Origin of the sequence: Bradyrhizobium sp. CCBAU 25360, assembly GCF_028128695.1 — a bacterium.
Classification (GTDB): domain Bacteria; phylum Pseudomonadota; class Alphaproteobacteria; order Rhizobiales; family Xanthobacteraceae; genus Bradyrhizobium; species Bradyrhizobium ottawaense.
On sequence record NZ_LBJA01000031.1, the window covers coordinates 46,997 to 71,415 of the forward strand.

19 protein-coding genes and 1 riboswitch are annotated in these 24,419 nt (G+C 65.2%); of the genes, 10 read left to right on the forward strand and 9 right to left on the reverse strand.

What is annotated here, in order from left to right:
- The first annotated feature begins 14 nt into the window (after nt 1–14).
- The gene (locus tag XH81_RS08350) at nt 15–311 is read left to right on the forward strand and encodes a hypothetical protein (RefSeq protein ID WP_028142817.1); all 297 of its coding nucleotides are present in this window, start codon (nt 15–17) and stop codon (nt 309–311) included.
- 117 nt (nt 312–428) lie between these two features.
- Here XH81_RS08350 and gcvP read toward each other — a convergent pair whose 3' ends face one another.
- The 3 genes from gcvP to gcvT are packed head-to-tail and all read right to left on the reverse strand — an operon-like array spanning nt 429 to nt 4,841.
- The gene (gene gcvP / locus XH81_RS08355) at nt 429–3,296 is read right to left on the reverse strand and encodes an aminomethyl-transferring glycine dehydrogenase (protein ID WP_028142818.1); all 2,868 of its coding nucleotides are present in this window, start codon (nt 3,294–3,296) and stop codon (nt 429–431) included.
- 17 nt (nt 3,297–3,313) lie between these two features.
- On the reverse strand, nt 3,314–3,682 hold the full coding sequence (gene gcvH, locus XH81_RS08360) for a glycine cleavage system protein GcvH (protein ID WP_028142819.1): 369 nt from the start codon (nt 3,680–3,682) through the stop codon (nt 3,314–3,316).
- Between the two features lie 10 nt (nt 3,683–3,692).
- Complete coding sequence (gene gcvT, locus XH81_RS08365) at nt 3,693–4,841, reverse strand: glycine cleavage system aminomethyltransferase GcvT (RefSeq protein ID WP_028142820.1); 1,149 nt, start codon at nt 4,839–4,841, stop codon at nt 3,693–3,695.
- Nucleotides 4,842–4,985: 144 nt separating this feature from the next.
- Nucleotides 4,986–5,074, reverse strand: a riboswitch (glycine riboswitch).
- Nucleotides 5,075–5,307: 233 nt separating this feature from the next.
- Between gcvT and alaS the strand changes: the two genes are divergently transcribed.
- Together alaS and XH81_RS08375 are read left to right on the forward strand one after the other, a co-directional pair.
- Nucleotides 5,308–7,989, forward strand: a complete 2,682-nt coding sequence (gene alaS / locus XH81_RS08370; RefSeq protein WP_028142821.1) for an alanine--tRNA ligase — start codon at nt 5,308–5,310, stop codon at nt 7,987–7,989.
- A gap of 4 nt (nt 7,990–7,993) precedes the next feature.
- On the forward strand, nt 7,994–9,220 hold the full coding sequence (locus XH81_RS08375; RefSeq protein WP_028142822.1) for a cyclic nucleotide-gated ion channel: 1,227 nt from the start codon (nt 7,994–7,996) through the stop codon (nt 9,218–9,220).
- Between the two features lie 4 nt (nt 9,221–9,224).
- On the opposite strand, the gene XH81_RS08380 is transcribed toward XH81_RS08375, so the two are convergent.
- Both XH81_RS08380 and XH81_RS08385 read right to left on the reverse strand, forming a co-directional pair.
- The gene (locus XH81_RS08380; protein ID WP_028142823.1) at nt 9,225–9,725 is read right to left on the reverse strand and encodes a DUF3455 domain-containing protein; all 501 of its coding nucleotides are present in this window, start codon (nt 9,723–9,725) and stop codon (nt 9,225–9,227) included.
- Nucleotides 9,726–9,822: 97 nt separating this feature from the next.
- On the reverse strand, nt 9,823–11,037 hold the full coding sequence (locus XH81_RS08385) for an NADP-dependent isocitrate dehydrogenase (protein WP_028142824.1): 1,215 nt from the start codon (nt 11,035–11,037) through the stop codon (nt 9,823–9,825).
- Between the two features lie 349 nt (nt 11,038–11,386).
- Here XH81_RS08385 and XH81_RS08390 point away from each other — a divergent pair, with 349 nt between their 5' ends.
- Both XH81_RS08390 and XH81_RS08395 read left to right on the forward strand, forming a co-directional pair.
- On the forward strand, nt 11,387–12,586 hold the full coding sequence (locus XH81_RS08390; protein ID WP_028142825.1) for a TrmJ/YjtD family RNA methyltransferase: 1,200 nt from the start codon (nt 11,387–11,389) through the stop codon (nt 12,584–12,586).
- A gap of 356 nt (nt 12,587–12,942) precedes the next feature.
- The gene (locus XH81_RS08395) at nt 12,943–14,382 is read left to right on the forward strand and encodes a DUF1254 domain-containing protein (RefSeq protein ID WP_028142826.1); all 1,440 of its coding nucleotides are present in this window, start codon (nt 12,943–12,945) and stop codon (nt 14,380–14,382) included.
- Between the two features lie 97 nt (nt 14,383–14,479).
- On the opposite strand, the gene XH81_RS08400 is transcribed toward XH81_RS08395, so the two are convergent.
- The 3 genes from XH81_RS08400 to mddA are packed head-to-tail and all read right to left on the reverse strand — an operon-like array spanning nt 14,480 to nt 16,997.
- The gene (locus XH81_RS08400) at nt 14,480–15,232 is read right to left on the reverse strand and encodes a hypothetical protein (RefSeq protein ID WP_028142827.1); all 753 of its coding nucleotides are present in this window, start codon (nt 15,230–15,232) and stop codon (nt 14,480–14,482) included.
- Nucleotides 15,233–15,240: 8 nt separating this feature from the next.
- Entirely contained in the window at nt 15,241–16,218 is a 978-nt protein-coding gene (locus tag XH81_RS08405) for an NADPH:quinone oxidoreductase family protein (RefSeq protein ID WP_028142828.1), read from the reverse strand.
- Nucleotides 16,215–16,997: a methanethiol S-methyltransferase gene (gene mddA / locus XH81_RS08410; RefSeq protein ID WP_028142829.1), complete on the reverse strand. Its 783-nt coding sequence runs from the start codon at nt 16,995–16,997 to the stop codon at nt 16,215–16,217. Before mddA ends, XH81_RS08405 begins: the two co-directional genes overlap by 4 nt.
- A 141-nt stretch (nt 16,998–17,138) precedes the next feature.
- On the opposite strand from mddA, the gene XH81_RS08415 reads away from it, so the two are divergent.
- Nucleotides 17,139–18,692 (forward strand): alpha/beta fold hydrolase, encoded by a 1,554-nt coding sequence (locus XH81_RS08415; RefSeq protein WP_028142830.1) that lies wholly within the window; start codon nt 17,139–17,141, stop codon nt 18,690–18,692.
- Between the two features lie 514 nt (nt 18,693–19,206).
- Here XH81_RS08415 and XH81_RS08420 read toward each other — a convergent pair.
- On the reverse strand, nt 19,207–19,884 hold the full coding sequence (locus XH81_RS08420; RefSeq protein WP_038948066.1) for a TetR/AcrR family transcriptional regulator: 678 nt from the start codon (nt 19,882–19,884) through the stop codon (nt 19,207–19,209).
- A gap of 246 nt (nt 19,885–20,130) precedes the next feature.
- Here XH81_RS08420 and XH81_RS08425 point away from each other — a divergent pair, with 246 nt between their 5' ends.
- The 4 genes from XH81_RS08425 (at nt 20,131) to XH81_RS08440 (ending at nt 24,268) form a co-directional block, all read left to right on the forward strand.
- On the forward strand, nt 20,131–20,673 hold the full coding sequence (locus XH81_RS08425) for an OsmC family protein (protein WP_028142832.1): 543 nt from the start codon (nt 20,131–20,133) through the stop codon (nt 20,671–20,673).
- Nucleotides 20,674–20,708: 35 nt separating this feature from the next.
- A complete protein-coding gene (locus tag XH81_RS08430) occupies nt 20,709–21,842 on the forward strand; it encodes an acyl-CoA dehydrogenase family protein (protein ID WP_028142833.1) in 1,134 nt (377 codons plus the stop codon).
- A 52-nt stretch (nt 21,843–21,894) separates the two neighbouring features.
- The gene (locus XH81_RS08435) at nt 21,895–22,773 is read left to right on the forward strand and encodes a sulfurtransferase (protein ID WP_028142834.1); all 879 of its coding nucleotides are present in this window, start codon (nt 21,895–21,897) and stop codon (nt 22,771–22,773) included.
- A 118-nt stretch (nt 22,774–22,891) separates the two neighbouring features.
- Entirely contained in the window at nt 22,892–24,268 is a 1,377-nt protein-coding gene (locus tag XH81_RS08440; RefSeq protein ID WP_028142835.1) for a CmpA/NrtA family ABC transporter substrate-binding protein, read from the forward strand.
- Nucleotides 24,269–24,419: the final 151 nt, after the last annotated feature.

A 24,419-nucleotide genomic window follows, 5' to 3' on the forward strand; every position in this document is an offset into this window, starting at 1 on the left:
CCTCCGAGGCTCGTGTGTTCGATCCGTGGGAGTTGGGCGCGCTGCTCGAAGGGCTCGCATTCGGCCCTGCGCCAGCGGTTGCGGGTCTGGACGGCAAGCTGGCGACACTCGATCCGGACAACGCGCGCGGTCGCAACGCCGCCTTTCGCCGGAGCCGGCTGTCGCTGACGGAGTTTGGCAAAGCGGTTCTGGAAGGTCGGGAGGATTTTCGCCGTCACAATCCGATTCGGCGCTGGTGGGGCGGCACGTTGCTGACCAATGAGCAACTCTGGCGTTGGGATCGTGAAAGTCGATTGTTGATTGCGCCTTAGGTCAGGAGCCGTAGGGTGGGCAAAGGCGCGTAAGCGCCGTGCCCACCATATTTCAACGCATACAAGGGTGGTGGGCACGCTTACGCTTTGCCCACCCTACAAGACCTCCGTCGCGTCTTACTCTGCCGCCTCCGCGTAATCGCTCACCGGCGGGCAGGAGCATACCAGGTTGCGGTCGCCATAGACGTTGTCGACGCGCCCCACCGGGCTCCAGTATTTGTCGGTGCGCGAGGTGCCCGCGGGGAAGCAGCCCTCGCTGCGGGTATAGGCGCGCTTCCAATCATCATCGGCGATGTCGTGCACGGTGTGCGGAGCATGGCGCAGCGGTGACGCTTCGATCTTGAAGCGGCCGGCCTCGACTTCGGCGATTTCTTTCCGGATCGCGATCATGGCATCACAAAAACGATCCAGCTCGGCCTTGGATTCCGATTCGGTCGGTTCGATCATCAGCGTGCCCGGCACCGGGAAGCTCATGGTCGGCGCGTGGAAGCCGTAGTCGATCAGGCGCTTGGCGATGTCGTCGACAGTGACGCCGCTCGTATTCTTCAGCGGACGGGGATCGACGATGCACTCATGCGCGACGCGGCCCTTCGCATTCTTGTAGAGCACCGGGAAGTGGGGATCGAGCCGCGCTGCGATGTAGTTGGCGTTGAGGATCGCGATCTCGGTGGCGCGCTTCAGGCCTTCACCGCCCATCATCAGGATGTAGATGTAGGAGATGGTGAGGATCGAGGCCGAACCGAACGGCGCGGCCGAGACCGGGCCGACCGGTGCGTCGCCTTGGGTCGCCGGATGACCCGGCAGGAACGGCGCCAGATGCGCCTTCACGCCGATCGGGCCCATGCCGGGGCCGCCGCCGCCATGCGGGATGCAGAAGGTCTTGTGCAGATTGAGATGGCTGACATCGGCGCCGTAATCGCCGGGCCTGCTAAGGCCGACCTGCGCGTTGAGGTTGGCGCCGTCCAGATACACCTGGCCGCCATGGCCGTGCACGATGTCGCAGATCTCGCGGATGTGCTCCTCGAACACGCCGTGCGTCGAGGGATAGGTGATCATGACCGCAGCGAGATCATTGGAGTGCTTTTCGGCCTTTGCGCGGAGATCATTGACGTCGACGTCGCCGTTCTTCTCGCAGGCGACCACCACCACGTCCATGCCGACCATCGCGGCCGAGGCCGGATTGGTGCCGTGGGCGGAGGAGGGGATCAGGCAGATCTTGCGATGGCTTTCGCCGCGCGCGGCATGGTAGCCACGAATGGCAAGAAGTCCCGCATATTCGCCCTGCGCGCCCGAATTCGGCTGCAGCGAGATGGCGTCATAGCCGGTGATGTCGCACAGCCATTTTTCCAGCCGCGCGAACAGCACATGATAGCCGGCCGCCTGCTCGCGCGGGACGAACGGATGCAGCGAGCCGAACTCCGGCCAGGTCAGGGGCATCATCTCGGTGGTCGCGTTCAGCTTCATGGTGCAGGATCCCAGCGGGATCATCGCACGGTCGAGTGCGAGGTCGCGGTCACTGAGCTTGCGCATGTAGCGCAGCATCTCGGTCTCCGAGCGATGCGCGTGGAAGACGGGATGGGTGAGGAAGGAGGTCGCCCGCTTCAGCGCCTCCGGCAGCGCCTCGCGCGTGGTCGCCTCTAACTCGGCATAGGCCAGCTTGCCGCCGAAGGCGCGCCAGACCGCTTCGACCGTCGCGGGCGTCGTGGTCTCGTCGAGCGCGATGCGCAAGCTGGTGGCGCCGACGCCGAGATTGATCTTCTCGGCCGCCGCGCGCGCGACGATCTCGGCGCGCTTGGCGCCGGCATCGACGCTGATCGTGTCGAAGAAGTTTTCGCTATCAGGCGCGAAGCCGAGCTTGCGCAAGCCGCTCGCGAGCACGGCGGCGCGGCGATGCACATTGCGGGCGATCTGCGTCAGCCCTTCGGGGCCATGATAGACCGCGTACATCGAGGCGATCACGGCCAGCAGCACCTGCGCGGTGCAGATGTTCGAGGTCGCCTTCTCGCGGCGGATGTGCTGCTCGCGGGTCTGCAACGCGAGGCGATAGGCCGGCATCCCGCGGGAATCCACGGAGAGGCCGACGATGCGGCCGGGCAGCGAGCGCTTCAGCGCATCGCGCACCGCCATATAGGCCGCGTGCGGTCCGCCATAACCCATCGGCACGCCAAAACGCTGCGCCGAGCCGATCGCGATGTCGGCGCCGAGCTCGCCGGGCGAGGCGAGCAGCGTCAGGGCCAGCAGGTCGGCGGCCACGATCGCGAGCGCGCCCTTGGCCTTCAATGTTGCGATCGCGGGCCGGAGGTCGCGCACCGCGCCCGAAGAGCCCGGATATTGCAGCAGCGCGCCGAGCACGTCGGCTTTGTCGAGATCGGTGAGGGGATCGCCGACGATCAGGGTCCAGCCCAGCGGCTCGGCGCGGGTGCGCATCACAGCGAGCGTCTGCGGATGCACGTCCTTGTCGACGAAGAAGGCTTGCGCCTTCACCTGCGAGTGCCGCTCCGCCAGCGCCATGGCTTCGGCCGCGGCGGTGGCCTCGTCGAGCAGCGAGGCGTTGGCGACGTCGAGCCCGGTGAGGTCGCAGATCATGGTCTGGAAGTTGAGCAGCGCCTCCAGCCGGCCCTGGCTGATCTCGGGCTGGTAGGGCGTGTACGCCGTGTACCAGGCCGGATTCTCCAGGATGTTGCGCTGGATCACCGCGGGCAAAATCGTGCCGGAATAGCCTTGGCCGATCAGCGAGGTGAAGACCTGGTTCTGGGCCGCGAGCTCGCCCATATGCGCGATCGCCTCGGTCTCGCTGAGCGGCTTGCCGAGATCGAGCGGGGCGGCCTGCCGGATCGAAGCCGGCAGCGTCTCGGCCATCAGGGCGTCGACGCTCTTGGCGCTGACGGTTTCGAGCATGGCGGTGACATCGCGCGCCGACGGGCCGATATGGCGGCGAACGAAGCTGGCGGCGGTGTCGCCGTTGGTCTTGCGGTGCGCGGTCATCGCTTGCTCCATCGTCCTTAAGCCGTGTGCGCCTTGTAGGCGGCTTCATCCATCAGGCCGCCGAGCTCGCTTCTGTCGGCCATCTTGATCTTGAAGAACCACGCCTTGCCTTGCGCCTCCGAGTTCACCAGCGCCGGCTCGGCCGCGAGCTCGGCGTTGGTCTCGAGCACTTCGCCTGTCACGGGCGCGTACACATCCGAGGCCGCCTTGACCGACTCAACCACGGCGGCGGGTTCCGCCTTCTTCAGCACGCGGCCGACCTTGGGCAGTTCGACGAACACGACGTCGCCGAGCTGCTGCTGGGCGTAATCGGTGATGCCGACGGTGGCGACGTCGCCCTCGATGGCGAGCCATTCATGGTCGGAGGTATACAGCGTCGTGGTCATTCTCGAATCCTCAGCGTTTGTAGGTGTTCTTGACGAAGGGCATGGCGGCGACAGCGACCGGCAGACGCTGGCCGCGCACCTCGGCGAAGAGTTGTGTGCCGAGCGCGCTCGATGCGGTGGGCACATAGCCCATCGCGACCGGCGCATTCAGGCTTGGGCCGAAACCGCCCGATGTGACTTGTCCGATCGGCTCGCCGCCCGCGCTGTCAGCAAACAGCAGCGCGCCCTCGCGCACCGGCGCGCGTCCCTGGGCGAGCAGGCCGACGCGGCGGCGGGCCGCGCCGTTGTCGAAATGGGCGAGGATTTTTTCGGCACCGGGAAAGCCGCCGGCGCGCGCGCCGCCGCTGCGGCGGCTCTTCTGCACCGACCATTCCAGCGCGGCCTCGACCGGCGTGGTCGCGGTGTCGATGTCGTGGCCGTAGAGGCAGAGCCCGGCTTCCAGCCGAAGACTGTCGCGGGCGCCCAGGCCGATCGGCAGCACGTCGGGGTTTTCGAGCAGCGCTTTGGCGAGACGTTCGGCATCGGCCGCGGGAACCGAAATTTCAAAACCGTCCTCGCCGGTGTAGCCGGAGCGCGAGACGAAACAGTCGAGGCCGGCAACCTTGCGGGGGCCGGAATCCATGAACTTCATGGCGGGCGCCTCTGCACACAATTTCGCCAGCGCCGCCTCGGCCTTCGGCCCCTGCAGCGCGATCAGTGCGCGGTCTGTGAGGGAATCGACGCCGCAGTCCCCAGAGAGATTCGCGCGCAGATGCGCCTCGTCGGCTTCCTTGCAGGCGGCGTTGACGACCAGGAAGAGGTGATCACCGAAATTGGCGACCATCAGGTCGTCCAGAATTCCGCCATCGGCGTTGGTGAACTGGGCGTAGCGTTGCCGTCCCGGTGCAATCGCCACGATATCCTGTGGCACCAGCCGTTCCAGTGCGCGGGCGGCGTCCTCGACCCTGCCGGATTTCGGCCTGAGCGCGATCTGGCCCATATGGGCGACGTCGAACAGGCCGGCTGCGTTGCGGGTATGGAGGTGCTCCTTCAGGACGCCCGCGGGGTATTGCACGGGCATGTCATAGCCCGCGAACGGCACCATCTTGCCGCCCAGGGAGACATGAAGCCCATGAAGGGGCGTACGTTTTCGGGAGTCTTGGTCGTCGCGCGCTAGCATCACAGGGGCCCTCGGCGGTTCCCCCGGGACGATTCCCTGAGGACACCAGTCGAAGCCCCATCTGTCGCTGTGCCTGAGAGTATTATCCCGTCGGCGGGAGCCATCCGGGTCTAAACCCGTCGGCGCCTCTTTCCAGATGCTGTCAAAGCCACGCGGTCCTTTTGCCTGAGAGTTTCCGGGGCGGTTGCTCCTTCGGCGCCGGCACCAAAGCCGGTCTCTCCCGACGTGGCCGTACGATACAGATGGGTACAGACCACAGGGCGGCCAAGCCTGTCAACGCGTCCGCTTGCCCTATCAACGGGATTGCAAAGGGGATTGAGCGCCTGCGGCAACCCTCTGATCTCCTTGCACAGTTTCTGGACAGCGAAGCTGGCCTTGTCTAAAAGCGCTGTGGCCCGCAGATATCAGCCTAAATGTCAGGTTTGGATGGCCTATAGCGGGTCCAAGCACACCCGATTGGATGAACATGAGCGGCGTCAACGAGATCAGGTCGACCTTTCTGAACTTCTTTGCCGAGAACGGCCACGAGATCGTGTCGTCCTCGCCATTGGTGCCGCGCAACGATCCGACGTTGATGTTCACCAATGCCGGCATGGTGCAGTTCAAGAACGTCTTCACCGGCGTCGAGAAGCGGCCCTATCAGCGCGCCACCACGTCGCAGAAATGCGTGCGCGCCGGCGGCAAGCACAACGACCTCGACAATGTCGGCTACACCGCGCGCCATCTCACCTTCTTCGAGATGCTCGGCAACTTCTCCTTCGGCGACTATTTCAAGGAGCGCGCGATCGAGCTCGCCTGGAAGCTGATCACGAAGGACTTCGGGCTCAACAAGGACAAGCTGCTCGTCACCGTCTACCACACCGACGACGAAGCGCACGGGCTCTGGAAGAAGATCGCGGGCTTCTCCGACGACCGCATTATCCGCATTCCGACCTCGGACAATTTCTGGGCGATGGGCGACACCGGCCCGTGCGGCCCGTGCTCGGAGATCTTCATCGACCGCGGTGATCACATCTGGGGCGGACCTCCGGGCTCGCCGGAAGAGGATGGCGACCGCTTCCTCGAATTCTGGAATCTCGTGTTCATGCAGTACGAGCAGGTGACGAAGGAGGAGCGCGTGGATCTGCCGCGTCCCTCGATCGACACCGGCATGGGCCTCGAGCGCATGGCCTGCATCATGCAGGGGGTCGACAGCGTGTTCGAGACCGACCTGTTCCGTCATTTGATCGATGCGACCTCGTCCGCGCTCGGGAGCGGGCCGAATGAGCAGACCGTGGCCTCGTTCCGCGTCATTGCCGACCATTTGCGCTCCTCGGCGTTCCTGGTCGCGGACGGCGTGCTGCCCTCGAACGAGGGCCGCGGCTACGTGCTGCGCCGGATCATGCGCCGCGCGATGCGCCATGCGCAGTTGCTCGGTGCCAAGGAGCCGCTGATGCATCGTCTGGTCTGGGCGCTGGTCCGCGAGATGGGCCAGGCCTACCCCGACCTGATGCGCGCGGAAAACCTGATCGAGGAAACGCTGCGGCTGGAAGAGACCCGGTTCCGCAAGACGCTGTCGCGGGGCCTCGCCATCCTCGACGAGAAGAGCGCGTCCTTGAAAAAGGGCGACATGTTCGATGGCGACGTCGCCTTCACGCTGTACGACACCTACGGCTTCCCGCTCGACCTGACGCAGGACGCGCTGAAGTCGCGCGGCATCGGCGTCGACCAGGCTTCCTTCTCCGATGCGATGGAGCGCCAGAAGGCCAAGGCGCGCGAGTCCTGGAAGGGTTCCGGCGAGGCGGCTTCCGAAGCGATCTGGTTCCCGCTGCGCGAAAAGCTCGGCGCTACCGAATTCCTGGGCTACGAGACCGAGAGCGCTGAAGGCGTGGTCTCTGCGCTGGTGAAGGACGGTGCAGAGGTCGCCAGCCTGAAGGCCGGCGACACCGGTGCGATCGTGCTGAACCAGACGCCGTTCTACGCGGAGTCCGGCGGCCAGGTCGGCGACACCGGCGTGCTCACGGGCGAGGGCGGCATCAAGTTCCGCGTCACCGACACGCAGAAGAAGCTCGGCGATTTCTTCGTGCATGTCGGCACGGTGGAGAGCGGGGAGCTCAAGCTCGGCACCGCGCTGCAGCTCGAGGTCGATCATTCCAGGCGCTCGTCGATCCGGGCGCATCATTCGGCGACGCATCTCATCCACGAGGCGCTGCGCCAGGTGCTGGGCGACCACATCGCCCAGCGCGGCTCGATGGTTGCGCCAGATCGCCTGCGCTTCGACTTCGTGCATCCGAAGCCGATCTCGGCGGAGGAGCTGGCCCGGGTCGAGGACATCGCCAATGACGTGGTGCTGGAGAACGACGAGGTCACCACGCGTGTAATGGGCGTGGATGAGGCCCGCGAAGCCGGCGCACGCGCCCTGTTCGGCGAGAAATACGGCGATGAAGTCCGCGTCGTCTCGATGGGCCGGACCGCGCGCGAGCGCGGCGCCAACGCGCTCGGCTGGTCGGTCGAGCTCTGCGGCGGCACGCATGTGCGACGCACCGGCGATATCGGCCTGATCACGCTCACCGGCGAGAGCGCGGTCGCCTCCGGCGTGCGCCGCATCGAGGCGCTGACCGGCAATTATGCGCGCAGGCACGCCAACGAGACCATGGCGCTGGCCAAGACCGCGGCGAACGAGCTGCGCACCTCGCTCGACGACGTCCCGGCGCGCATCACCGCGCTGATGGAGGAGCGCAAGAAGCTCGAGCGCGAGCTTTCCGACGCCCGCAAGAAGCTGGCGATGGGCGGCGGCGCTTCGGCCGGCAGCAATGGCGCAGCCAGCGGCGTGCGCGAGGTCGGCAACGTCAAGCTGATGGCGCGCGCGGTCGAGGGCATCGAGATGAAGGATCTCAAGAGCCTCGCCGACGACGGCAAGAAGCAGATCGGCTCCGGCGTGGTCGCCATCGTCGGCGTCACCGAGGACGGCAAGGCCGGCATCGTGGTCGGCGTCACCGCGGACCTCACCGCGCGCTTCAACGCGGTGAACCTCGTGCGTGTCGCCTCCGAGGCGCTCGGCGGCAAGGGCGGCGGTGGCCGGCCCGACATGGCCCAGGCCGGCGGACCTGACGGAGCCAAGGCGTCCGAGGCGCTGAGCGCGATCGAAAAAGCGATGGCGGGCGCGTGAGGCCGTGCGCCCCGTTCCGCGAGGACGTGGCTCAGCCGATCCGAATTTGAGGGATCGCCTGTACGAATTGCTGGAGCACGATCCGCTGGCCTATTCAGCCGGGTCGCGCTTCATCCAGGTCATCATCGGCGTCATCGTGCTCAATGTGGCCGCGATGATCCTCGCCTCGGTGCCGGAGCTGGACGCGCAGTTCGGCGTCGTGTTCTCCGCGATCACCATTCTGTCGGTGTTCGTGTTCGCGCTGGAATATGCCGCGCGGCTGTGGACGGTGGCGGGCCACACCCAGCGCAAGGGCTCCGCGCTGTCCGACCGGCTCGGCTATGCCTTCTCCGCGCTCGGCATCATCGACCTCATGGCGTTCCTGCCCGCTTCCATCGTGCTCGCCACCGGCCGGCACGCGACGCTGGCGGCGCTCGGCGTGCTGCCGTTCTTCAAGCTGATCCGCTATTCGCCGGCGATGCGCTCGCTGCTCGCCGCCGTGCAGGCCGAGCGTCGCGCGCTGATCGGCTGCATCGTCATCCTGATCGGCGCGGTCCTGACGTTCGCCTCGCTGCTCTACGCCATCGAGCGCGACGTGCAGCCGGACAAGCTCGGCACTATCCCGCAGGCGATGTGGTGGGCGATCGTGACGCTCGGCACCGTCGGCTATGGCGACGTCGTGCCGGTGACGCCGCTCGGCAAGCTGGTCTCCACCTTCGCCATCATCAGCGGCTTCGCCATGATCGCGCTGCCGGTCGCGATCATCTCCACCGCCTTTGCCGAAGAGGTGAAGCGGCGCGATTTCGTCGTCACCTGGGGCATGCTGGCGCGGGTGCCGCTGTTCTCGCATCTGTCGGCCGCGGAGATCGCCGACATCATGCGGCTGTTGCGGGCGCGCACCATCGAGCAGGGCGAGATATTGGTCCGCCGCGGCGATGCGGCCTCGTCGATGTATTTCATCACCGCCGGCGAGGTCGAGATTGCGCTGCCGAGCCAGCATGTGCACCTCACGGACGGCACCTTCTTCGGCGAGATCGCGCTGCTGCATAAGACAAAACGCAGCGGCACGGTGACGGCGACGCGCAAGACGCGCCTCCTGGTGCTCGACGCCCAGGATTTTCATGCCTTGATCGCGCGCATGCCGACGCTCGCCGACCACGTCCACACCACCGCCAAGGCGCGGCTCGCCGACAGCGGCGATCTCGCGGCGGCAGAGCTGGCGCAGGCCGAGAAGGACGACACCGACCGCTGAGCGGTCAGCCTTTCTTCAGGAAGACATATTCGGCGGAGTAGGGCGCGCTTCTGAACTCGCCGGCCTTGTCGCACGCACCGTCGAGCTTGCCGCCATGGGTGTTGATGCGCTGGACGGTCGTGACCGGCGTCAGCACGCCGCTGCCGCGGCGGGCGGTCACTTCCAGCTTCAGCCAGGGGATGTCGGCCACTGTTGTGCCGGGCGCGTTGCCGGCGGCCTTGGCGGTCACGGCGCTGCCGTCGGCGTGCTCCCAGTTGGGGCCGGCATAGTGCCGGCCGATCGTCTTGCCCTCGGACAGCAGCGTCGCGATCGGCTCGCGGAAGGCCCAGGCGAGCTTGCCGTCGGTGGCGGCCTTGCACTCATAGACTTGCGCGCCCTCGGCGTGGAGGCTCACCACCACGCTCTCGCCAGGTGCGGCGATGGCGTCGGGAAGCGGCTCGGCAGCTCCGGCCGGTCCGATCAGGGCCGCGAGCAGCAGTGTGGGGCCGGCAAGCTTGATGAACATGGTGGCATCTCCGCGCAAGGTCTCAAAAAGAAACGGGCCGCGCTTTGAGCGCGGCCCGCGATGATGTCTGGCCCAGTCGGGCGAAATTGCGGTCGGCTCAGGCCGCCAGCTCCTTGGTCAGGTTCTCGGCGACCTTGTCGAGGAAGCCGGTGGTCGAGAGCCAGCGCTGGTCGGCGCCGACCAGGAGCGCGAGGTCCTTGGTCATGTAGCCGGCCTCGACGGTGTCGACGCAGACCTTCTCCAGCGTGTTGGCGAACTTGGCGAGCTCGGCATTGTTGTCGAGCTTGGCGCGGTGCGACAGGCCACGCGTCCAGGCGAAGATCGAGGCGATCGAGTTGGTCGAGGTCTCCTTGCCCTTCTGGTGCTCGCGGTAGTGGCGGGTCACGGTGCCGTGGGCGGCTTCCGCTTCCACGGTCTTGCCGTCGGGGGTGAGCAGCACCGAGGTCATCAGGCCGAGCGAGCCGTAGCCCTGCGCGACCGTGTCGGACTGCACGTCGCCGTCGTAGTTCTTGCAGGCCCAGACATAGCCGCCGGACCATTTCAGCGCCGAGGCCACCATGTCGTCGATCAGGCGGTGCTCGTAGGTCAGGCCCTTGGCCTCGAATTCCTTCTTGAATTCGCGGTCGTAGATGTCCTGGAAGATGTCCTTGAAGCGGCCGTCATAGACCTTCAGAATCGTGTTCTTGGTCGAGAGGTAGACCGGGTAGTTGCGCAGCAGGCCGTAGTTCAGCGAGGCGCGGGCGAAGTCGATGATGGAGTCGTCGAGGTTGTACATTCCCATCGCGACGCCGGCGTCGGGCGCCTTGAACACTTCCTTCTCGATCACGGTGCCGTCCTCGCCGACGAACTTCATCGACAGCGTGCCCTTGCCCGGGAACTTGAAATCGGTGGCGCGGTACTGGTCGCCATAGGCGTGGCGGCCGATGATGATCGGCTTGGTCCAGCCGGGAACCAGGCGCGGCACGTTCTTGCAGATGATCGGCTCGCGGAAGATCACGCCGCCGAGGATGTTGCGGATGGTGCCGTTCGGCGACTTCCACATCTGCTTGAGGTTGAACTCCTTCACCCGGGCCTCGTCCGGGGTGATGGTTGCGCACTTGACGCCGACGCCGACCTTCTTGATCGCCTCGGCGGCGTCGATGGTGACCTGATCGTTGGTGTGGTCGCGGTACTCCATGCCCAGGTCGAAATACATCAGCTCGACATCCAGGAACGGGGTGATCAGCTTGTCCTTGATGTACTGCCAGATGATCCGGGTCATCTCGTCGCCATCGAGTTCGACGACGGGATTGGATACCTTGATTTTTGCCATGATCGGGGAAGCCTCTTGGGAACGGCGCTTTTGGCGCGCCACGGGAATATCCGCCGCCTCTTAGCACCCGGACGCGGCGGGCGAAAGCCAAGGGATTATGCACTTTTAGCTCATCCAGCTTCCCCAGACGTGGGGGCAGGGCCGCCCTGCCGCAGGGCCGGATCCGAGGATCCGGAGGAGATTCAAAAGTCGATTCCAACCCGTTATTTCCCTTGAGAATTTCGTCAGGACAGGCAAACGAGGCGGACAGCGCCGGCCGGCCCAAGGACGACTTGGGAAAGGCCGGCTTGAATCAATTCCTGAGAGTGCCCTGGCAAGGCCTTGAGACGAAGAGTGAAAGCGAAACGAGATGTCGGGGACTGACAAGAGCAAGGCGGGTTTGTCCCTCGACGGTCCCATCGTGATCCTGGTCGAGCCGCAGCTCGGCGAAAACATCGGCATGGCCGCACGCGCCATGGGAAATTTTGCCCTTGGCGCCTTGCGCATCGTCAACCCCAGGGACGGTTGGCCCAACATCGCGGCACAGCGCGCCGCGGCCGGCGCCGACCACATTCTGGAAAAGGTCGAATTGTTCGAGACGGTGGAGCAGGCGGTCGCCGACCTCGACCTGCTGTTCGCTACTACCGCACGTCCCCACGACCAGGCCAAGCCGGTGGTCGGGCCGGAGGCGGCGGCCAGCGAGATCGCGGGTCACGTCGCGACCGGCGGCAGGTGCGGTATCCTGTTCGGCCGCGAGCGCTGGGGCCTGACCAACGAGGAGGTCGGGCTCTCCAACCGCATCATCACCTTCCCGGTCAATCCGGGCTTCGCCTCGCTCAACCTCGCCCAGGCCGTGCTGCTGGTCGGCTATGAATGGTTCAAGCGAGCAACGTCCGGCGAACTGCCGCACGCCATGCCGGAGCGCTCCGAGCGCGCCTCGCAGCACCAGATGCAGGCGTTCTTCGACAACCTCATCCGCGAACTCGACAAGGTGGAATTTTTGCGCCCCGCCGAGAAGCGCGACACCATGCTGGTCAACCTGCGCAACATCTTCAGTCGGATGGAGCCGACCAAGCAGGACATGCACACCCTGCACGGCGTGATCATGGCGATCGCCGAGGGACGCAAGGGCCCGGCCAAGGGAGGCGTGCTCGATGGCGAGCAGGCCACGCGCCTGCGCGCGCTTTTGGCCGAGCACGGGCAGGGCGGCGGCGTGCCCGACAGCGGCTCCACTGTGCGCGGCCTCGCCCGCCTGCTTCGCCGCAATCCGACCGACGCCGAACGCCTGCTCTGGCAGGCGCTGACACGTGATCGTCGCTTCGCAGGTCAGTTCAAACGCCAGACCCCGGTCGGCCGCCACATCCCGGACTTCGTCTCGTTCCCGCACCGGATCGCGATCGAGCTGGTCAATCCGGGCGAGGGCGAGACCATCGCGGCGGACCGCGCGTCGCGGCGGACGTGGCTGGAGGCGCGGGATTATCGCGTGCTGGAGATCCGGGCGGCGGATGTAGAGCGCGATCTTGAGGCGGAGCTGGTGCGGCTGCAGGGGATGATGGAGCAGAGCACGTAGCTGCCGTCGAGCGCCGGTCTCGTAGGGTGGGCAAAGCGGCTTGTCCGCCGTAGCTCGAAGAGCGAAGGCGGAAGCTTGCCCACCTATGTCGATCGACGAAGCTCAGACAGAGGTGGTGGGCACGGCGCTACGCGCCTTTGCCCGCCCTACGAGTTGGGAGTGCCAAGAGCACACGTCGTCTAGGGAAGGCTAGCGTTGGCGTAACCTCCACTTCTACCGCCAGTTGACGCAGGCGTGGCGGCCACGCCCAGGCGAGCGAACGGCGCTGCGCCCAAGACCATCCAGCCCCATTGATGCATGTCAAGGAACATCGAACCCCGCCCGTTACGGTTTTGAGGCAACAGGGAGGGTTCGATATGTCAATCAGCCGTCGCCAAGCACTTGCCGCCTTCAGCGCCGCTGTATCGGCGCTCGCGATTTCCCGCACCGCACGTGCCGAGTTTGACGGTCCTGTTGTCAGGGCCCTGGAGGGCGGCGAAGATTTCTGGCTCGCCCAGGATGCCTATATCTACGGATATCCTCTCGTGACGATGGAGATGACCCGCCGGGTCATGACGAACGTTGCGGCGGTGGAAGGCACGCGCGGGCCGATGGGGCAATTCGTCAAGCTCCGTAAGTACCCTGATGCCACCTTCAAGGATGTCACGGCACCCAATGCCGATACGCTCTACACGACGGCCTGGATCGACGTGGGAGACGAGCCCTGGGTCCTGAGCATGCCGGACATGAAGGACCGCTACTTCCTGTTTCCGATGCTGGACGGCTGGACCAATGTCTTCCAGGTGCCTGGCAAGCGCACCACCGGCACCAAGGCGCAGACCTATGCGATCACCGGCCCGGGCTGGAAGGGAACGCTTCCCGCCGGCGTCAAGGAATACAAATCCCCCACGTGCATGGTGTGGATCTTGGGCCGCATCTACTGCACCGGTACGCCGGAGGACTACGCGGCCGTGCACGCCGCGCAGGACCAGTTCAAGCTCGTGCCGCTCAGCGCATACGACAAGTCCTTTACGCCCCCGGCAGGCAAGGTCGATGCGTCGATCGACATGAAGACGGCGGTGCGCGAGCAGGTCAACCGCCTGGACGCCGCGGCCTATTTCACCCTTCTCGCGCAATTGATGAAGCGCAATCCGCCGGCCGCCGCCGACGCAGCTGAGGTCGCCAAATTCGCGAAGATCGGTCTTGTCCCCGGCAAGGATTTTGACGCGAGCAAATTCGATGCTGCCTTCGCCAAGCGCGTCCCGCAGGTGGCATTCGACCGCATCATGCTCCAGTTCAAGGTCAACAAGGCGATCAAGAACATCAACGGCTGGGCCTTCGACAGCGAAGCCGGTATCTACGGCACCAATTATCTCAACCGTGCGCTTGTCACGGCCATCGGCCTTGGCGCCAACCGGATCCAGGATGCGTGCTATCCGACATCCCAGAAGGACGCCGACGGGAAAGAGTACGTCGGCAGCAACAAATACGTGATGCGTTTCCCGAAGGGGCAGCTTCCTCCGGTCGGGGGCTTCTGGTCGATCACGATGTATGACGAGAACTACTTCTTCGTCGCCAATCCGATCAACCGCCAGTCGATCAGCGCCCGCCAGAATCTCAAAGCCAATCCGGACGGTTCGGTCGATCTCTACATCCAGAAGGACAGTCCCGGCCCCGACAAGGAGAGCAATTGGCTTCCCGCGCCGGCGGGCAAGTTCGTCCTGATGTTGCGGATGTACTGGCCGAACGAGAAGTCACCCTCGATCGTCAACGGGACCTGGAAGCCGCCTCCCGTCCGGCAAGTGACGAGCAGCTAGGGAGATATCCTGCTCAGCCGGTGAACGATGGCGCGGGAGGCGAGATGCTGTTTCCGGATACCCCGACCGCCGCCTGCGCATGTCCGTCGGCGGCGAATTACCCGCGCCCGAGCTGTACGTCGCGCTCCACCGCAATCCATGTCGTCCGCGCCAACGCCAGCAATCTGCCGGCTTCATCATGAAGCGCGGCGTCGGCCGTGCGCTTGCGGCCGTCGCGGCCGGTGGGCCAGGCCGTGACGATGCAGAGCTCGCCGGGGCGGGGGCGCGCTTCGATGCGGGCTGACATCCGTCCGAGCAGGAGCGGGGTCTTCTCGAAGCTGCCGCTCTGCTGATCGTAATTGCAGGCAAAGCCGGTGGGGCAGTCGAGCGCGGACCAGAGGAATTCGGGCGCGATGAGGCCATCCCCGGCCGTGAGATTCGGATCGGGTGCCCAGCTCGCGGCGAGAACGGGAGTTTGTGCTTGACGGCGGAGCGGGCCGGCGAAGATGCGCAGGCCGTCGCCCTTCGCCCTTGCGGGACCGCAGACGAAACAGTGTGGCAGCGGATGTTCGTGCGGCCTGGACAGCGCATGCAATTCGGCCGCACGTGCTTCCAGCAAGTCAGCTGTCTCGATCTGCGCAAGCTCGACGCTCACGGCGCGGGCGGTGGCGACGGCTTTGCCGCCATCGCGAAGCTCCCATGTGCCGTCGTCCGTCGCGATGGCATCGAGCGGCGAGTCCAGCGGGGGCGGCGCGCGCAGCGTCACCTCTGCAGCCCCGGGAATGTGACGGGCGAGCCGGCCGCAGACATAGCCGCCGTTGCCGGAGTTCGGAGGACCGCAATAGCGCTTGTCGATGATGATCGAAGCCATGGCGCACTCTATCTGATTTTGAGCACAATTCGTCCCTGAACTGTCCGGTTGGCCACGGCGCGCATGGCGTCGCCGGCCTCCTCCAAAGGGAGGACGCGGTCGATATGCGGGCGGATTTGTCCTTCGGCCAGCAATCGCATCAGCGTGGCGTTCATGCGCGCTGCCTCGTTGGAGAATTTCTCCGCCCAGGCGCCGGCAAAGACGCCGATGATGGAATAGTTCTTCAGCAGCGGCAGGTTCATCGGGATGGAGGGAATCTCGCCGCCGGTGAAGCCGATCGGCATCAGCCGTCCGCCCCATTTCATCAGCCGGGCCATCTGCTCGAAAATCCCACCGCCGACATTGTCGAAGCCGACATCGATGCCGTCTCCTGACGTGATCGACTTGATCCGGTCGCGCAGATCCTCGCTGCGATAGTTGATGACCTCGCTGGCGCCGTAGCTGTGGACCAGCGCCGCCTTGTCGTCAGAGCCGACGCCGGCGACGATGCGCAGGCCGAAATGCCGGCCGAGGTCGACGGCGGCCAGTCCAACCCCGCCGGCAGCGCCGGTGACGAACAGCGTTTCGCCGCGCTCGGCTCGTGCCCGTTCGACCAGCGCATAATAGGCCGTGCCGTAATTGTGCAGGATGGTTGCCGCCGCTTCGAACGCGACGCCGTCCGGCAAGCGAACGCTCTTCGATTCCTTGGCAATCATTCGTTCGGCGTAGCCGCCAGTCCAGCTGCTGCATGCCACGCGATCGCCGGGCGCGAACCTTGTCACCTTGCCGCCGACCGCGACGACGGTTCCGGATGCTTCCGTGCCGGGCACGAAGGGCGTCTGCGGCCGCATCTGGTAGAGGCCCGAGACCAGCAACTGGTCCATGAAGCTGACGGAGGCCGCGTGGACGTCGATGAGGATCTCATCGCCGGCAGGCTTGGGCGCATCGATCTCGCCGAGGCGCAAATCGCCGGGACCAGTGAACGAATGGCACAGAATGGCTTTCATCGGGGCACTCCGATGCTCCGGGCCACGTCATGGTCTTTCGTCCGGGTCCGCGCGAAAAGGCGCGGCACCAGCATCGGAACGCGGCGGCGATATTGCCGGTAGGTTTCCCCGAACTCCGCGATCAGATCGCGCTCTTCGAACTGCAGCGCGGCCAGGATATAGGCGGTGTTCGCGAGCGCGAACAGCAGATGGCCGGCGGTCATCTCGGGCGTGGCCCAGAATGCGAGGAGGAAGCCGAGCATGATCGGATGCCGCACGATCTTGTAGAGCAGCGGCGCCTTGAAGGAGTGATCCTCCGGCTCGGTCCCGCGCAGCGCCGAGAAGGCCTGGCGCAGGCCGAACAGGTCGAAATGATCGATCATGTGGGTCGAGGCGAATGCGATCAGCCAGCCGAGCCAATGGACGCCGGTCAGTAGCCACGCCACGATTCCGCTGGTCTGCCAAACCGGTATCGGGATCGGACGCCACTGCCAGAACAGCAGGAGGAGGATGAGGCTGGAGAGCAGCACGTAGGTGCTGCGCTCGCAGGCCACGGGAAGAACTTTGGTCCACCAGCGTTTGAAAGCCGGGCGCGCCATGACGCTGTGCTGGATCGCAAACAGGCTCATCAGCAGCAGGTTGACGAGGATGGCCTCGGTCAGGCTGCCGACGTCGGTCCCCTGATCGATCGACTTCGGTACGACATAATTGCCGACGAAACCGAGTGCATAGAGGAAGGACACCGTGAATACGGCATAGCTCACGATTGCGTAGAGCAGGATTGCGAGGCGTGAGAACATGGTTTTTTCCTATTGTGCCTGATCCAGCGGTGCCGCATGCAGAGCTCGAGGCGGTCGCTGGCGAGCCGGCTCGAAATGGCTACCGCGGCGCCGTCCCCTGTGCGTCCCCTGGGGACGTCCCGAGGGGGAGAGAGGATTTCCATGACGGCTTTCTCGCTGGAGACATTCGGGTTCCCGGAGGTCCATGCTGACGGCCGTCCGATCAAGTTGAACCTGCGCAAGGGTCTTGCGCTGCTCGTCTATTTGGCGGAGGCCAAGGCGGCGGTCGCGCGCGACGTCGTTGCCACGCTGCTCTGGCCTGAGACCGATCGCGAGACGGGCCTTGCGCGGCTGCGGCGGCTGCTTCATCGCGTCGAGCTCGCGCTCGGTCAGCCGGTATTCGAGACCGACCGCACCAGCGTGCGGTGGTCTCCGGCGACCGTGCTGAAGGCCGATGCGCATTCATTCGAGAGCGCCTGCGACCGCGGCGACTTTGAAGCGGCCTGCCGGATCTATCGCGGCGACTTCCTTGCGGGCTTCGCTCTCGACGATTGCCCTGAATTCGACGATTGGGCGTTCTTTCGCCGGGAGGCGCTGAGGGGACGGCTCATGCATGCGCTCGAGCGTCTCGTGCAGGACAAGAATGCCGCCGGCGACCATTTTGCCGCGGCCGCGCATGCGGGACGCCTGGCTGAACTCGATCCGCTCAGCGAGGTCTATGGCCGGCATCTGATCCGCAGCCTGTTGCTGGCCGGCGACCGCAGCGCGGCCGAGCGTCAGCATGCTGCCCTGACACAGCGGCTGCGGGACGAACTCGGGGTTGCGCCGGAAGCCGAGACCGAGGCGCTGATGAGTCCCGCAACGGCGCTGCACACTGTTCCAACCACGCGCTATGTGAAGGGTGCCGGCGTGCATCTGGCGTATCAAACCTATGGCAGCGGTCCGCTCGATATCCTGGTGATGCCCGGCTTCGTGTCGCATGTGGAGCGGGCCTGGGAGAGCCCTGCAAGCCGGACGTTCCTGGCGTCGTTGATGAAGCTTGGACGGCTGATCGTGTTCGACCGTCGCGGGATCGGGCTGTCCGACCGGGTCGGATCGGCCCCGGGGATCGACGTCACCGCGGAGGATATCGGCACCGTGCTGCGGGCGGTGGATTCCCGCCGCGTCGTGCTGTTCGGCGCCTCCGAATGCGGGCCGGCCTGCGTCAAATTTGCGATCGATGAGCCGCGCCGCGTGGCCGGGCTCATCCTGTTCGGCGCACTGGCCAAGGGATGTTGGGCGGAGGACTATCCGTACGCGTTGCGCGCCAGCCAGTATGACGCCTGGAGCAGGCAGCTCGTCGCACAATGGGGCGGCCCGGTCGGGATCGAGACCTTTGCGCCGAGTCTGGCCGGTGATCCCCAGGCATGCGCCTGGTGGGCCGGGCTATTGCGCGCGGCGTCCAGTCCCGGCGGCATCTCGGCCGTGCTCGAGGCCTTTCGCGACGCCGACGTGCGGCATCTCCTGGCGCAGATCGCGGTGCCGACCCTGGTGCTGCACCGGCGCGGCGACCAGGCGGTGCGGATCGCGGCCGGCCGCGATATCGCGAGCCGGATCAGCGGTGCGGAGTTCGTCGAGCTCGACGGCGACGATCATTGGTTCTTCGCGGGTGATCAGCAGCCGGTGCTGGCTGCCATCAAGCGATTCACGGATGCGCTGCCGCTTCGGAGGGCGTAACCCACCACTTCCATTGCTCGCTGTTTCGATTTGGTGGATTACGCTTTGCTAATCCACCCTACGAGCTCCGCCTCAGGCCGCGCTTGGGAGAGGGGTTTTCGGGCTCTGCTGGAGCTGGCGCAACGCCGCGAGGTTGGACTCGACCGACGCCAGGCAGCAACGCGATTTGCCGCCCGACTTCGCCTGGTAGAGCGCGGCATCGGCGACCGCCGCAATTCGGCGACGTCGGCGCCATGATCCGGTGACAGCGCGATGCCGACGCTGGCGCCGATGCAGGCGTGCATTTCGCCGCTGAGCTCATAGGACAATGCGACCTCGCTGCAGGAAGATGCGGTTTGGTGCAGGTGTGGCGGTGGAGCGTGGGACCTAAGGCTGCGTCGAATGCAGGCTTCGAAGGGTGGGCAAAGCAAAGCGTGCCCACCATCTCGATCGACGAAGCTGAACGAGTTTGGTGGGCACGGCGCTTTGCGCCCTTGTCCACCTTACGAGATCTACGACACGGGGTGGGAGGCGATCACACCGCCTCCAGCTGATCCGCCGCGCGCTTCTTCTTCGACTTGGATTGGCCGAGCAGGGGGCCGGCCGTCAGCGCCGCCGTATCTGCCACGCCGGGATCACGCGAGATCATCGCGGCGACGATCGCGCCGTCGATCAGGAGGCCGAGCTGATGGGCGAGCACCGCGGGCTCGCTCGAGCCGAGCTCACCGGCGAGCTTCTCGATGTGGCCGAGCACGATCTTCTTGTGCTTCAGTGCGATGTTGCGGAACTGCTTGGCGTCCTTGTCGTGCTCGCCGACCGCGTTGATGAAGGGGCAGCCGTAGAAGCGCTCTTCGGCAAACCAGCTCTTCAGGGCCGGGAAGATGCGCGCCAGCTTGGCCTGCGCATCGCCGCCGCCGTCTTCCATGGCGCCGATGAACCATTCGCGCCATTGCTTGCCTTCGCTCTCCAGCACCGCGTTGACGAGGTTGGTCTTGGAGCCGAACAATTTGTAAAGCGTGGTCTTCGCGGTCCCGGCCTCTTCGATGATCGCATCGATGCCGGTGGCGTTGATTCCGTTCTTGCAGAACAAATGCGAGGCGGCGCTGAGCAGGCGCCCGCGCGCGGATTCGTCATCGCCCGCGCCTGAATGCGGCGCGTTCTTCTTCGACGACATCTTGTTCAGTGAGGGCTTTTTCAGTGAAGGTTTGGCCATGGATTGCAACTTAATCGCAGCCGCGCGGTATCATCAAGCCGCATCTGCTTCGCGCTAAAAAGATTCGCATCGGCCATCTCAGCTGCATCGCCTTTGAGCAGAGCGCGGCTGATCAATCCGCAGGCAGCCATCGCTAAGCGGCTCCAATGCCTCGCATTTCGTTTTCGGCCTCTTCTGGCACGCTCCATGCAAGGAAACAGACCGTTCGGTATCCTGCCGTTTTCCACGGCTGCCAGGGAGAAGATGATGACTGCCGTCGTTCAAAAGACAGTGCTGACGGGGTGCCTTGCGCCCATCGACAAGAATGGCCTCGAGCAACTGATCGCGAGCGGCAAGGCCAATCCGAAGGTCGTCAAGACCTTGAAGTGCAAGACGGTCGCGGAAGGCAAATTCCGTCACGCCAACTACATCCGCAATCTGCCGCCCTATATCGTCGACGAGCCGCCGGGCCTTTTGGGTGACGACACCGCGCCCAATCCGTCGGAAGCCTCGCTTGCCGCGCTCGGCTCGTGCCTCGCCGTCGGCCTGCACGCCAACGCCGTGCATCGCGGCTGGATCGTCAACAAGCTCGAGCTCGAGCTCGAAGGCGACCTCAACATCACCGCGGTCTGGGGCACCGGCGATACCTCGGACAAGCCGGTCGGCTTCACCGACGTGCGGGTCAAGGTCGACATGGCGTGCGAGGGCGTCTCGCAGGACGAGATCAACGCGCTGGTCGCCCATGTGAAGAAATGGTCGCCGGTCGCCAACACCTTCACGCGCCCGGTCAATCTCGAGGTCGGCGTCTAGCTGATCGCAACCAGGACAAGGTGCGGGAGACGATCATGGGTTCACTGGCTTTATCGCGGGCCGAAAGTTTGGATCAGCCCGCACCGTCCATTGCAGGGGAGGTGGCGCGGATCGCGCGCGAAGATCTCGCGCCGCTCGCCGCCGGCATCGACGACGGCTCGGTCTATCCGGCCGAGGTGTTGCGCAAGTTCGGTGCGGTCGGCGCCTGGGGCAGTCACGTGCCGCACGAAGGTCCCGCCGATTTGCGCTGCGCGATCCAGGCGATGGCCGCTATCGGCGAGGTCTGCGGCGCCACGGCTTTCATGGCCTGGTGCCAGAACACGCTGGTCTGGTACGCCGCCAACTCGACCAATCTGAAGCTCGCAAAGCGTTTCGGCGATGCCTTCTCGACCGGCCGCGTGCTCGGCGGCACCGGGCTCTCCAACCCGATGAAGAGCTTTTTCGGGATCGAGAAGCTGAAGCTGAGGGGACGCAAGGTCGAGGGCGGCTACATCGTGCGCGGCGCGCTGCCCTGGGTCTCCAATCTCGGTCCCGACCATTATTTCGGCACCATCTTCGAGCGTGAGGACAATCAGGGTATCGCAAGCGGCGAGCCCGGCACGGTCATGTTCCTGGCCGATTGCTCCGATCCCGCGATCACGCTGACGCCGTGCAAGCCGTTCATGGCGATGGACGGCACCGGAACCTATGGCGTGCAGTTCCGCGACGTCTTCGTGCCGGATGAGCTGATCCTCGCCGATCCCGCCGGCCCCTTCGTCAAGAAGATCCGCGCCGGCTTCATTCTGCTGCAGGCCGGCATGGCGCTCGGCCTCATCAAGGACTGCATCAACATCATGGGCGAGGTCGATAGTCCGCTCGGCCATATCAACCGCTATCTGCCGCAGCAGCCGGTGCACTTCCGCGATCTCGCCGCCGAGCTCGAGGCCGAGACCATGGCGCTGGCGCGCGATCCCTACAACGAGGACGAGACCTACTGGCGCAAGGTCATCGCGCTGCGCCTGCGCGCAGGCGAGGCCAGTGTCGCGGCGGCGCATGCGGCGATGCTGCATTGTGGCGCGCGCGGCTACCTCAGGAGCCACCGCGCGCAGCGACGGCTGCGCGAGGCCTATTTCGTCGCGATCGTCACGCCGGCCACCAAGCAGCTGCGCAAGATGCTCGCCGAGTCCTGAGCTTCACGAGTCCACCCCAGACCACCACTTAACCTCAACGGAGAGGCTGCCAATGACGGACGTTCTGATCTCTGCCAGCGAACTTGCCGATCTCTTGAAGCTCGAACCCTGTGTCGTCATCGACACCCGCAATCCCGATGCCTATGGCGCCGGGCATCTGCCGGGCGCGGTGAACGTGCACGAGATCTTCACGTTTCTCGCGACCTCGACGCCGGAAGGCATGAGCGAGCTGAAGACCAAATTCGCCGACGCCTTCGGCGCTGCCGGTCTCTCCGGCAAGGAGACCGCGGTGATCTACGAGCAGTCGATGAATTCCGGCTTCGGCCAGTCCTGCCGCGGCTACTATCTGCTCACCATGCTTGGCTATCCCAAGGTCAAGGTGCTGCATGGCGGCTTCGATGCGTGGTCGGCCGCGGGTCTTCCGGTGACCAAGGATGTCCCGGCGCCGGCGAAGGCCTCGTTCGCGATCGTGCCGGAAGCCGGCGAGATCCTGATCGACGCGAAGACCATGCTTGCCGCGGTCGGCAAGCCCGGCATCGCCATTCTCGACGTGCGCGATGTCGACGAATGGATCGGCGACAGCTCTTCGCCCTATGGCAAGGATTTCTGCCCGCGCAAGGGCCGCATCCCCGGCGCGGTGTGGCTGGAATGGTACCGCATGATGAAGCCGACCGCGGAAGGACCCCGCTTCAAGTCCAAGGACGAGATTTTGGCCGAATGCGCTACCGTCGGCATCACGCCGACGACGCCGGTCTATCTCTACTGCTTCAAGGGTGCGCGCGCTTCGAACACCTTCCTGGCGCTGAAGAACGCCGGCGTGAAGGACGTGCGGATGTATTTCGGCTCCTGGAACGAATGGTCGCGTGACCCCTCGCTGCCGATCGAGCAGGGGTTGCCCATTGCTGCCCAGGTAACGGGCAAGGCGGCATAGAACCTGCATGTTTCCAATGGCCCGGCTGCGCAAGCGGTAGCCGGGCCACGATGGAATTCTGACCTGACGCGGCGGACAACGGCGTCCGCCGCGCAGTGTGACAAAGGGGCGCAGCAGCATGTCCATGTTCGACGATCCGTTCGATGCCGACCGCAATCTCGGGGCGGGCTGCGTTTGCGGCCAGCACCGTTCGGCGAGGGAGCACGAGCAGGCGGCGCTGCGCTGCGAGCCGGTCGAGAGCGAGGAGAAACGCTACGAGGGCGTGATTGCGTCGGCCGTGATGCGCGCGATGTTCCCGCAGGATGTGGCACGGCGGGCGTTTCTGAAGTCGGTCGGGGCGTCCACCGCACTGGCCGCGCTGTCGCAGTTCTTTCCGCTGCAGACCGCAACCGAAGTATTCGCGCAAGCCGGTGTGCCCGAGAAGAAGGACCTCAAGGTCGGCTTCATCCCGATTACTTGCGCCACGCCCATCATCATGGCGGCGCCGATGGGCTTCTATGCCAAGCACGGTCTCAACGTCGAGGTGGTCAAGACCGCCGGCTGGGCCGTGATCCGCGACAAGACCATCAACAAGGAATACGACGCCGCGCACATGCTGGCACCGATGCCGATCGCGATCTCGCTGGGCCTCGGTGCGAACGCCATTCCCTTTGCCGTGCCGGCGATCGAGAACATCAACGGGCAGGGCATCGTGCTGGCGGCCAAGCACAAGGACAAGCGCGACCCGAAGGACTGGAAGGGCCTGAAATTCGCGATCCCCTTCGACTATTCCATGCACAATTACCTGCTGCGCTATTATCTCGCCGAGCACGGGCTCGATCCCGATACCGACGTGCAGCTGCGCTCGGTGCCGCCGCCGGAGATGGTCGCCAATTTGCGTGCCGACAATATCGACGGCTTCCTCGCCCCCGACAACATCTGCCAGCGCGCGATCTATGACGGCGTCGGCTTCATGCATCTGTTGTCGAAGGAGATCTGGGACGGTCATCCCTGTTGCAGCTTCGCCGCCAGCCGCGAGTTCATCACGTCAGCGCCAAACAGCTTTGCGGCGCTGACCCGCGCCATCGTCGATGCGACCGCCTATGCCTCGAAGGCGGAGAACCGCAAGCAGATCGCGGAAGCCATCGCGCCGGCCAATTACATCAACGCGCCGGTGACGGTGCTGGAGCAGGTCTTGACCGGCACCTATGCCGACGGCCTCGGCGGCGTGAAGACCGATGCGAAGCGCGTCGATTTCGATCCATTCCCCTGGCAGTCCTTTGCGGTGTGGATGCTGACGCAGATGAAGCGCTGGGGCCAGATCAAGGGCGACGTCGACTACAAGGCGGTGGCCGAGCAGGTGTATCTGGCGACCGACACCAAGAAGCTGATGGCCGAGATGGGGCTCACACCGCCTGCGAGCGCGTACAAGTCGTTTGCGGTGATGGGCAAGACTTTCGATCCGGCCAAGCCGGAGGACTATGTCGCGAGCTTCAAGATCAGGAAGTCGTCGTGATGAGATCTCTCTCAGCATCGTCGTCCCGGCGAACGCCGAGACCCATACCGCGGAATCCATCGATTGCTATCGATGGGAGTACCGAACGACGAGTCTTCGCCAAACTTCTCCCTGGGGTTATGGGTCCCGGCGTTCGCCGGGACGACGGGCG

Bases quoted from the DNA above. Each gene is read 5' to 3' on its own strand.
- gcvT (WP_028142820.1), bottom strand. From the start codon at position 4,841: ATGCTAGCGCGCGACGACCAAGACTCCCGAAAACGTACGCCCCTTCAT.
- XH81_RS08440 (WP_028142835.1), top strand. From the start codon at position 22,892: ATGTCCATGTTCGACGATCCGTTCGATGCCGACCGCAATCTCGGGGCG.
- XH81_RS08390 (WP_028142825.1), top strand. From the start codon at position 11,387: ATGTCGGGGACTGACAAGAGCAAGGCGGGTTTGTCCCTCGACGGTCCC.
- mddA (WP_028142829.1), bottom strand. From the start codon at position 16,997: ATGTTCTCACGCCTCGCAATCCTGCTCTACGCAATCGTGAGCTATGCC.
- XH81_RS08395 (WP_028142826.1), top strand. From the start codon at position 12,943: ATGTCAATCAGCCGTCGCCAAGCACTTGCCGCCTTCAGCGCCGCTGTA.
- XH81_RS08435 (WP_028142834.1), top strand. From the start codon at position 21,895: ATGACGGACGTTCTGATCTCTGCCAGCGAACTTGCCGATCTCTTGAAG.
- XH81_RS08405 (WP_028142828.1), bottom strand. From the start codon at position 16,218: ATGAAAGCCATTCTGTGCCATTCGTTCACTGGTCCCGGCGATTTGCGC.
- XH81_RS08425 (WP_028142832.1), top strand. From the start codon at position 20,131: ATGACTGCCGTCGTTCAAAAGACAGTGCTGACGGGGTGCCTTGCGCCC.
- XH81_RS08415 (WP_028142830.1), top strand. From the start codon at position 17,139: ATGACGGCTTTCTCGCTGGAGACATTCGGGTTCCCGGAGGTCCATGCT.
- alaS (WP_028142821.1), top strand. From the start codon at position 5,308: ATGAGCGGCGTCAACGAGATCAGGTCGACCTTTCTGAACTTCTTTGCC.
- gcvH (WP_028142819.1), bottom strand. From the start codon at position 3,682: ATGACCACGACGCTGTATACCTCCGACCATGAATGGCTCGCCATCGAG.
- XH81_RS08380 (WP_028142823.1), bottom strand. From the start codon at position 9,725: ATGTTCATCAAGCTTGCCGGCCCCACACTGCTGCTCGCGGCCCTGATC.
- XH81_RS08385 (WP_028142824.1), bottom strand. From the start codon at position 11,037: ATGGCAAAAATCAAGGTATCCAATCCCGTCGTCGAACTCGATGGCGAC.
- XH81_RS08400 (WP_028142827.1), bottom strand. From the start codon at position 15,232: ATGGCTTCGATCATCATCGACAAGCGCTATTGCGGTCCTCCGAACTCC.
- gcvP (WP_028142818.1), bottom strand. From the start codon at position 3,296: ATGACCGCGCACCGCAAGACCAACGGCGACACCGCCGCCAGCTTCGTT.
- XH81_RS08420 (WP_038948066.1), bottom strand. From the start codon at position 19,884: ATGGCCAAACCTTCACTGAAAAAGCCCTCACTGAACAAGATGTCGTCG.
- XH81_RS08430 (WP_028142833.1), top strand. From the start codon at position 20,709: ATGGGTTCACTGGCTTTATCGCGGGCCGAAAGTTTGGATCAGCCCGCA.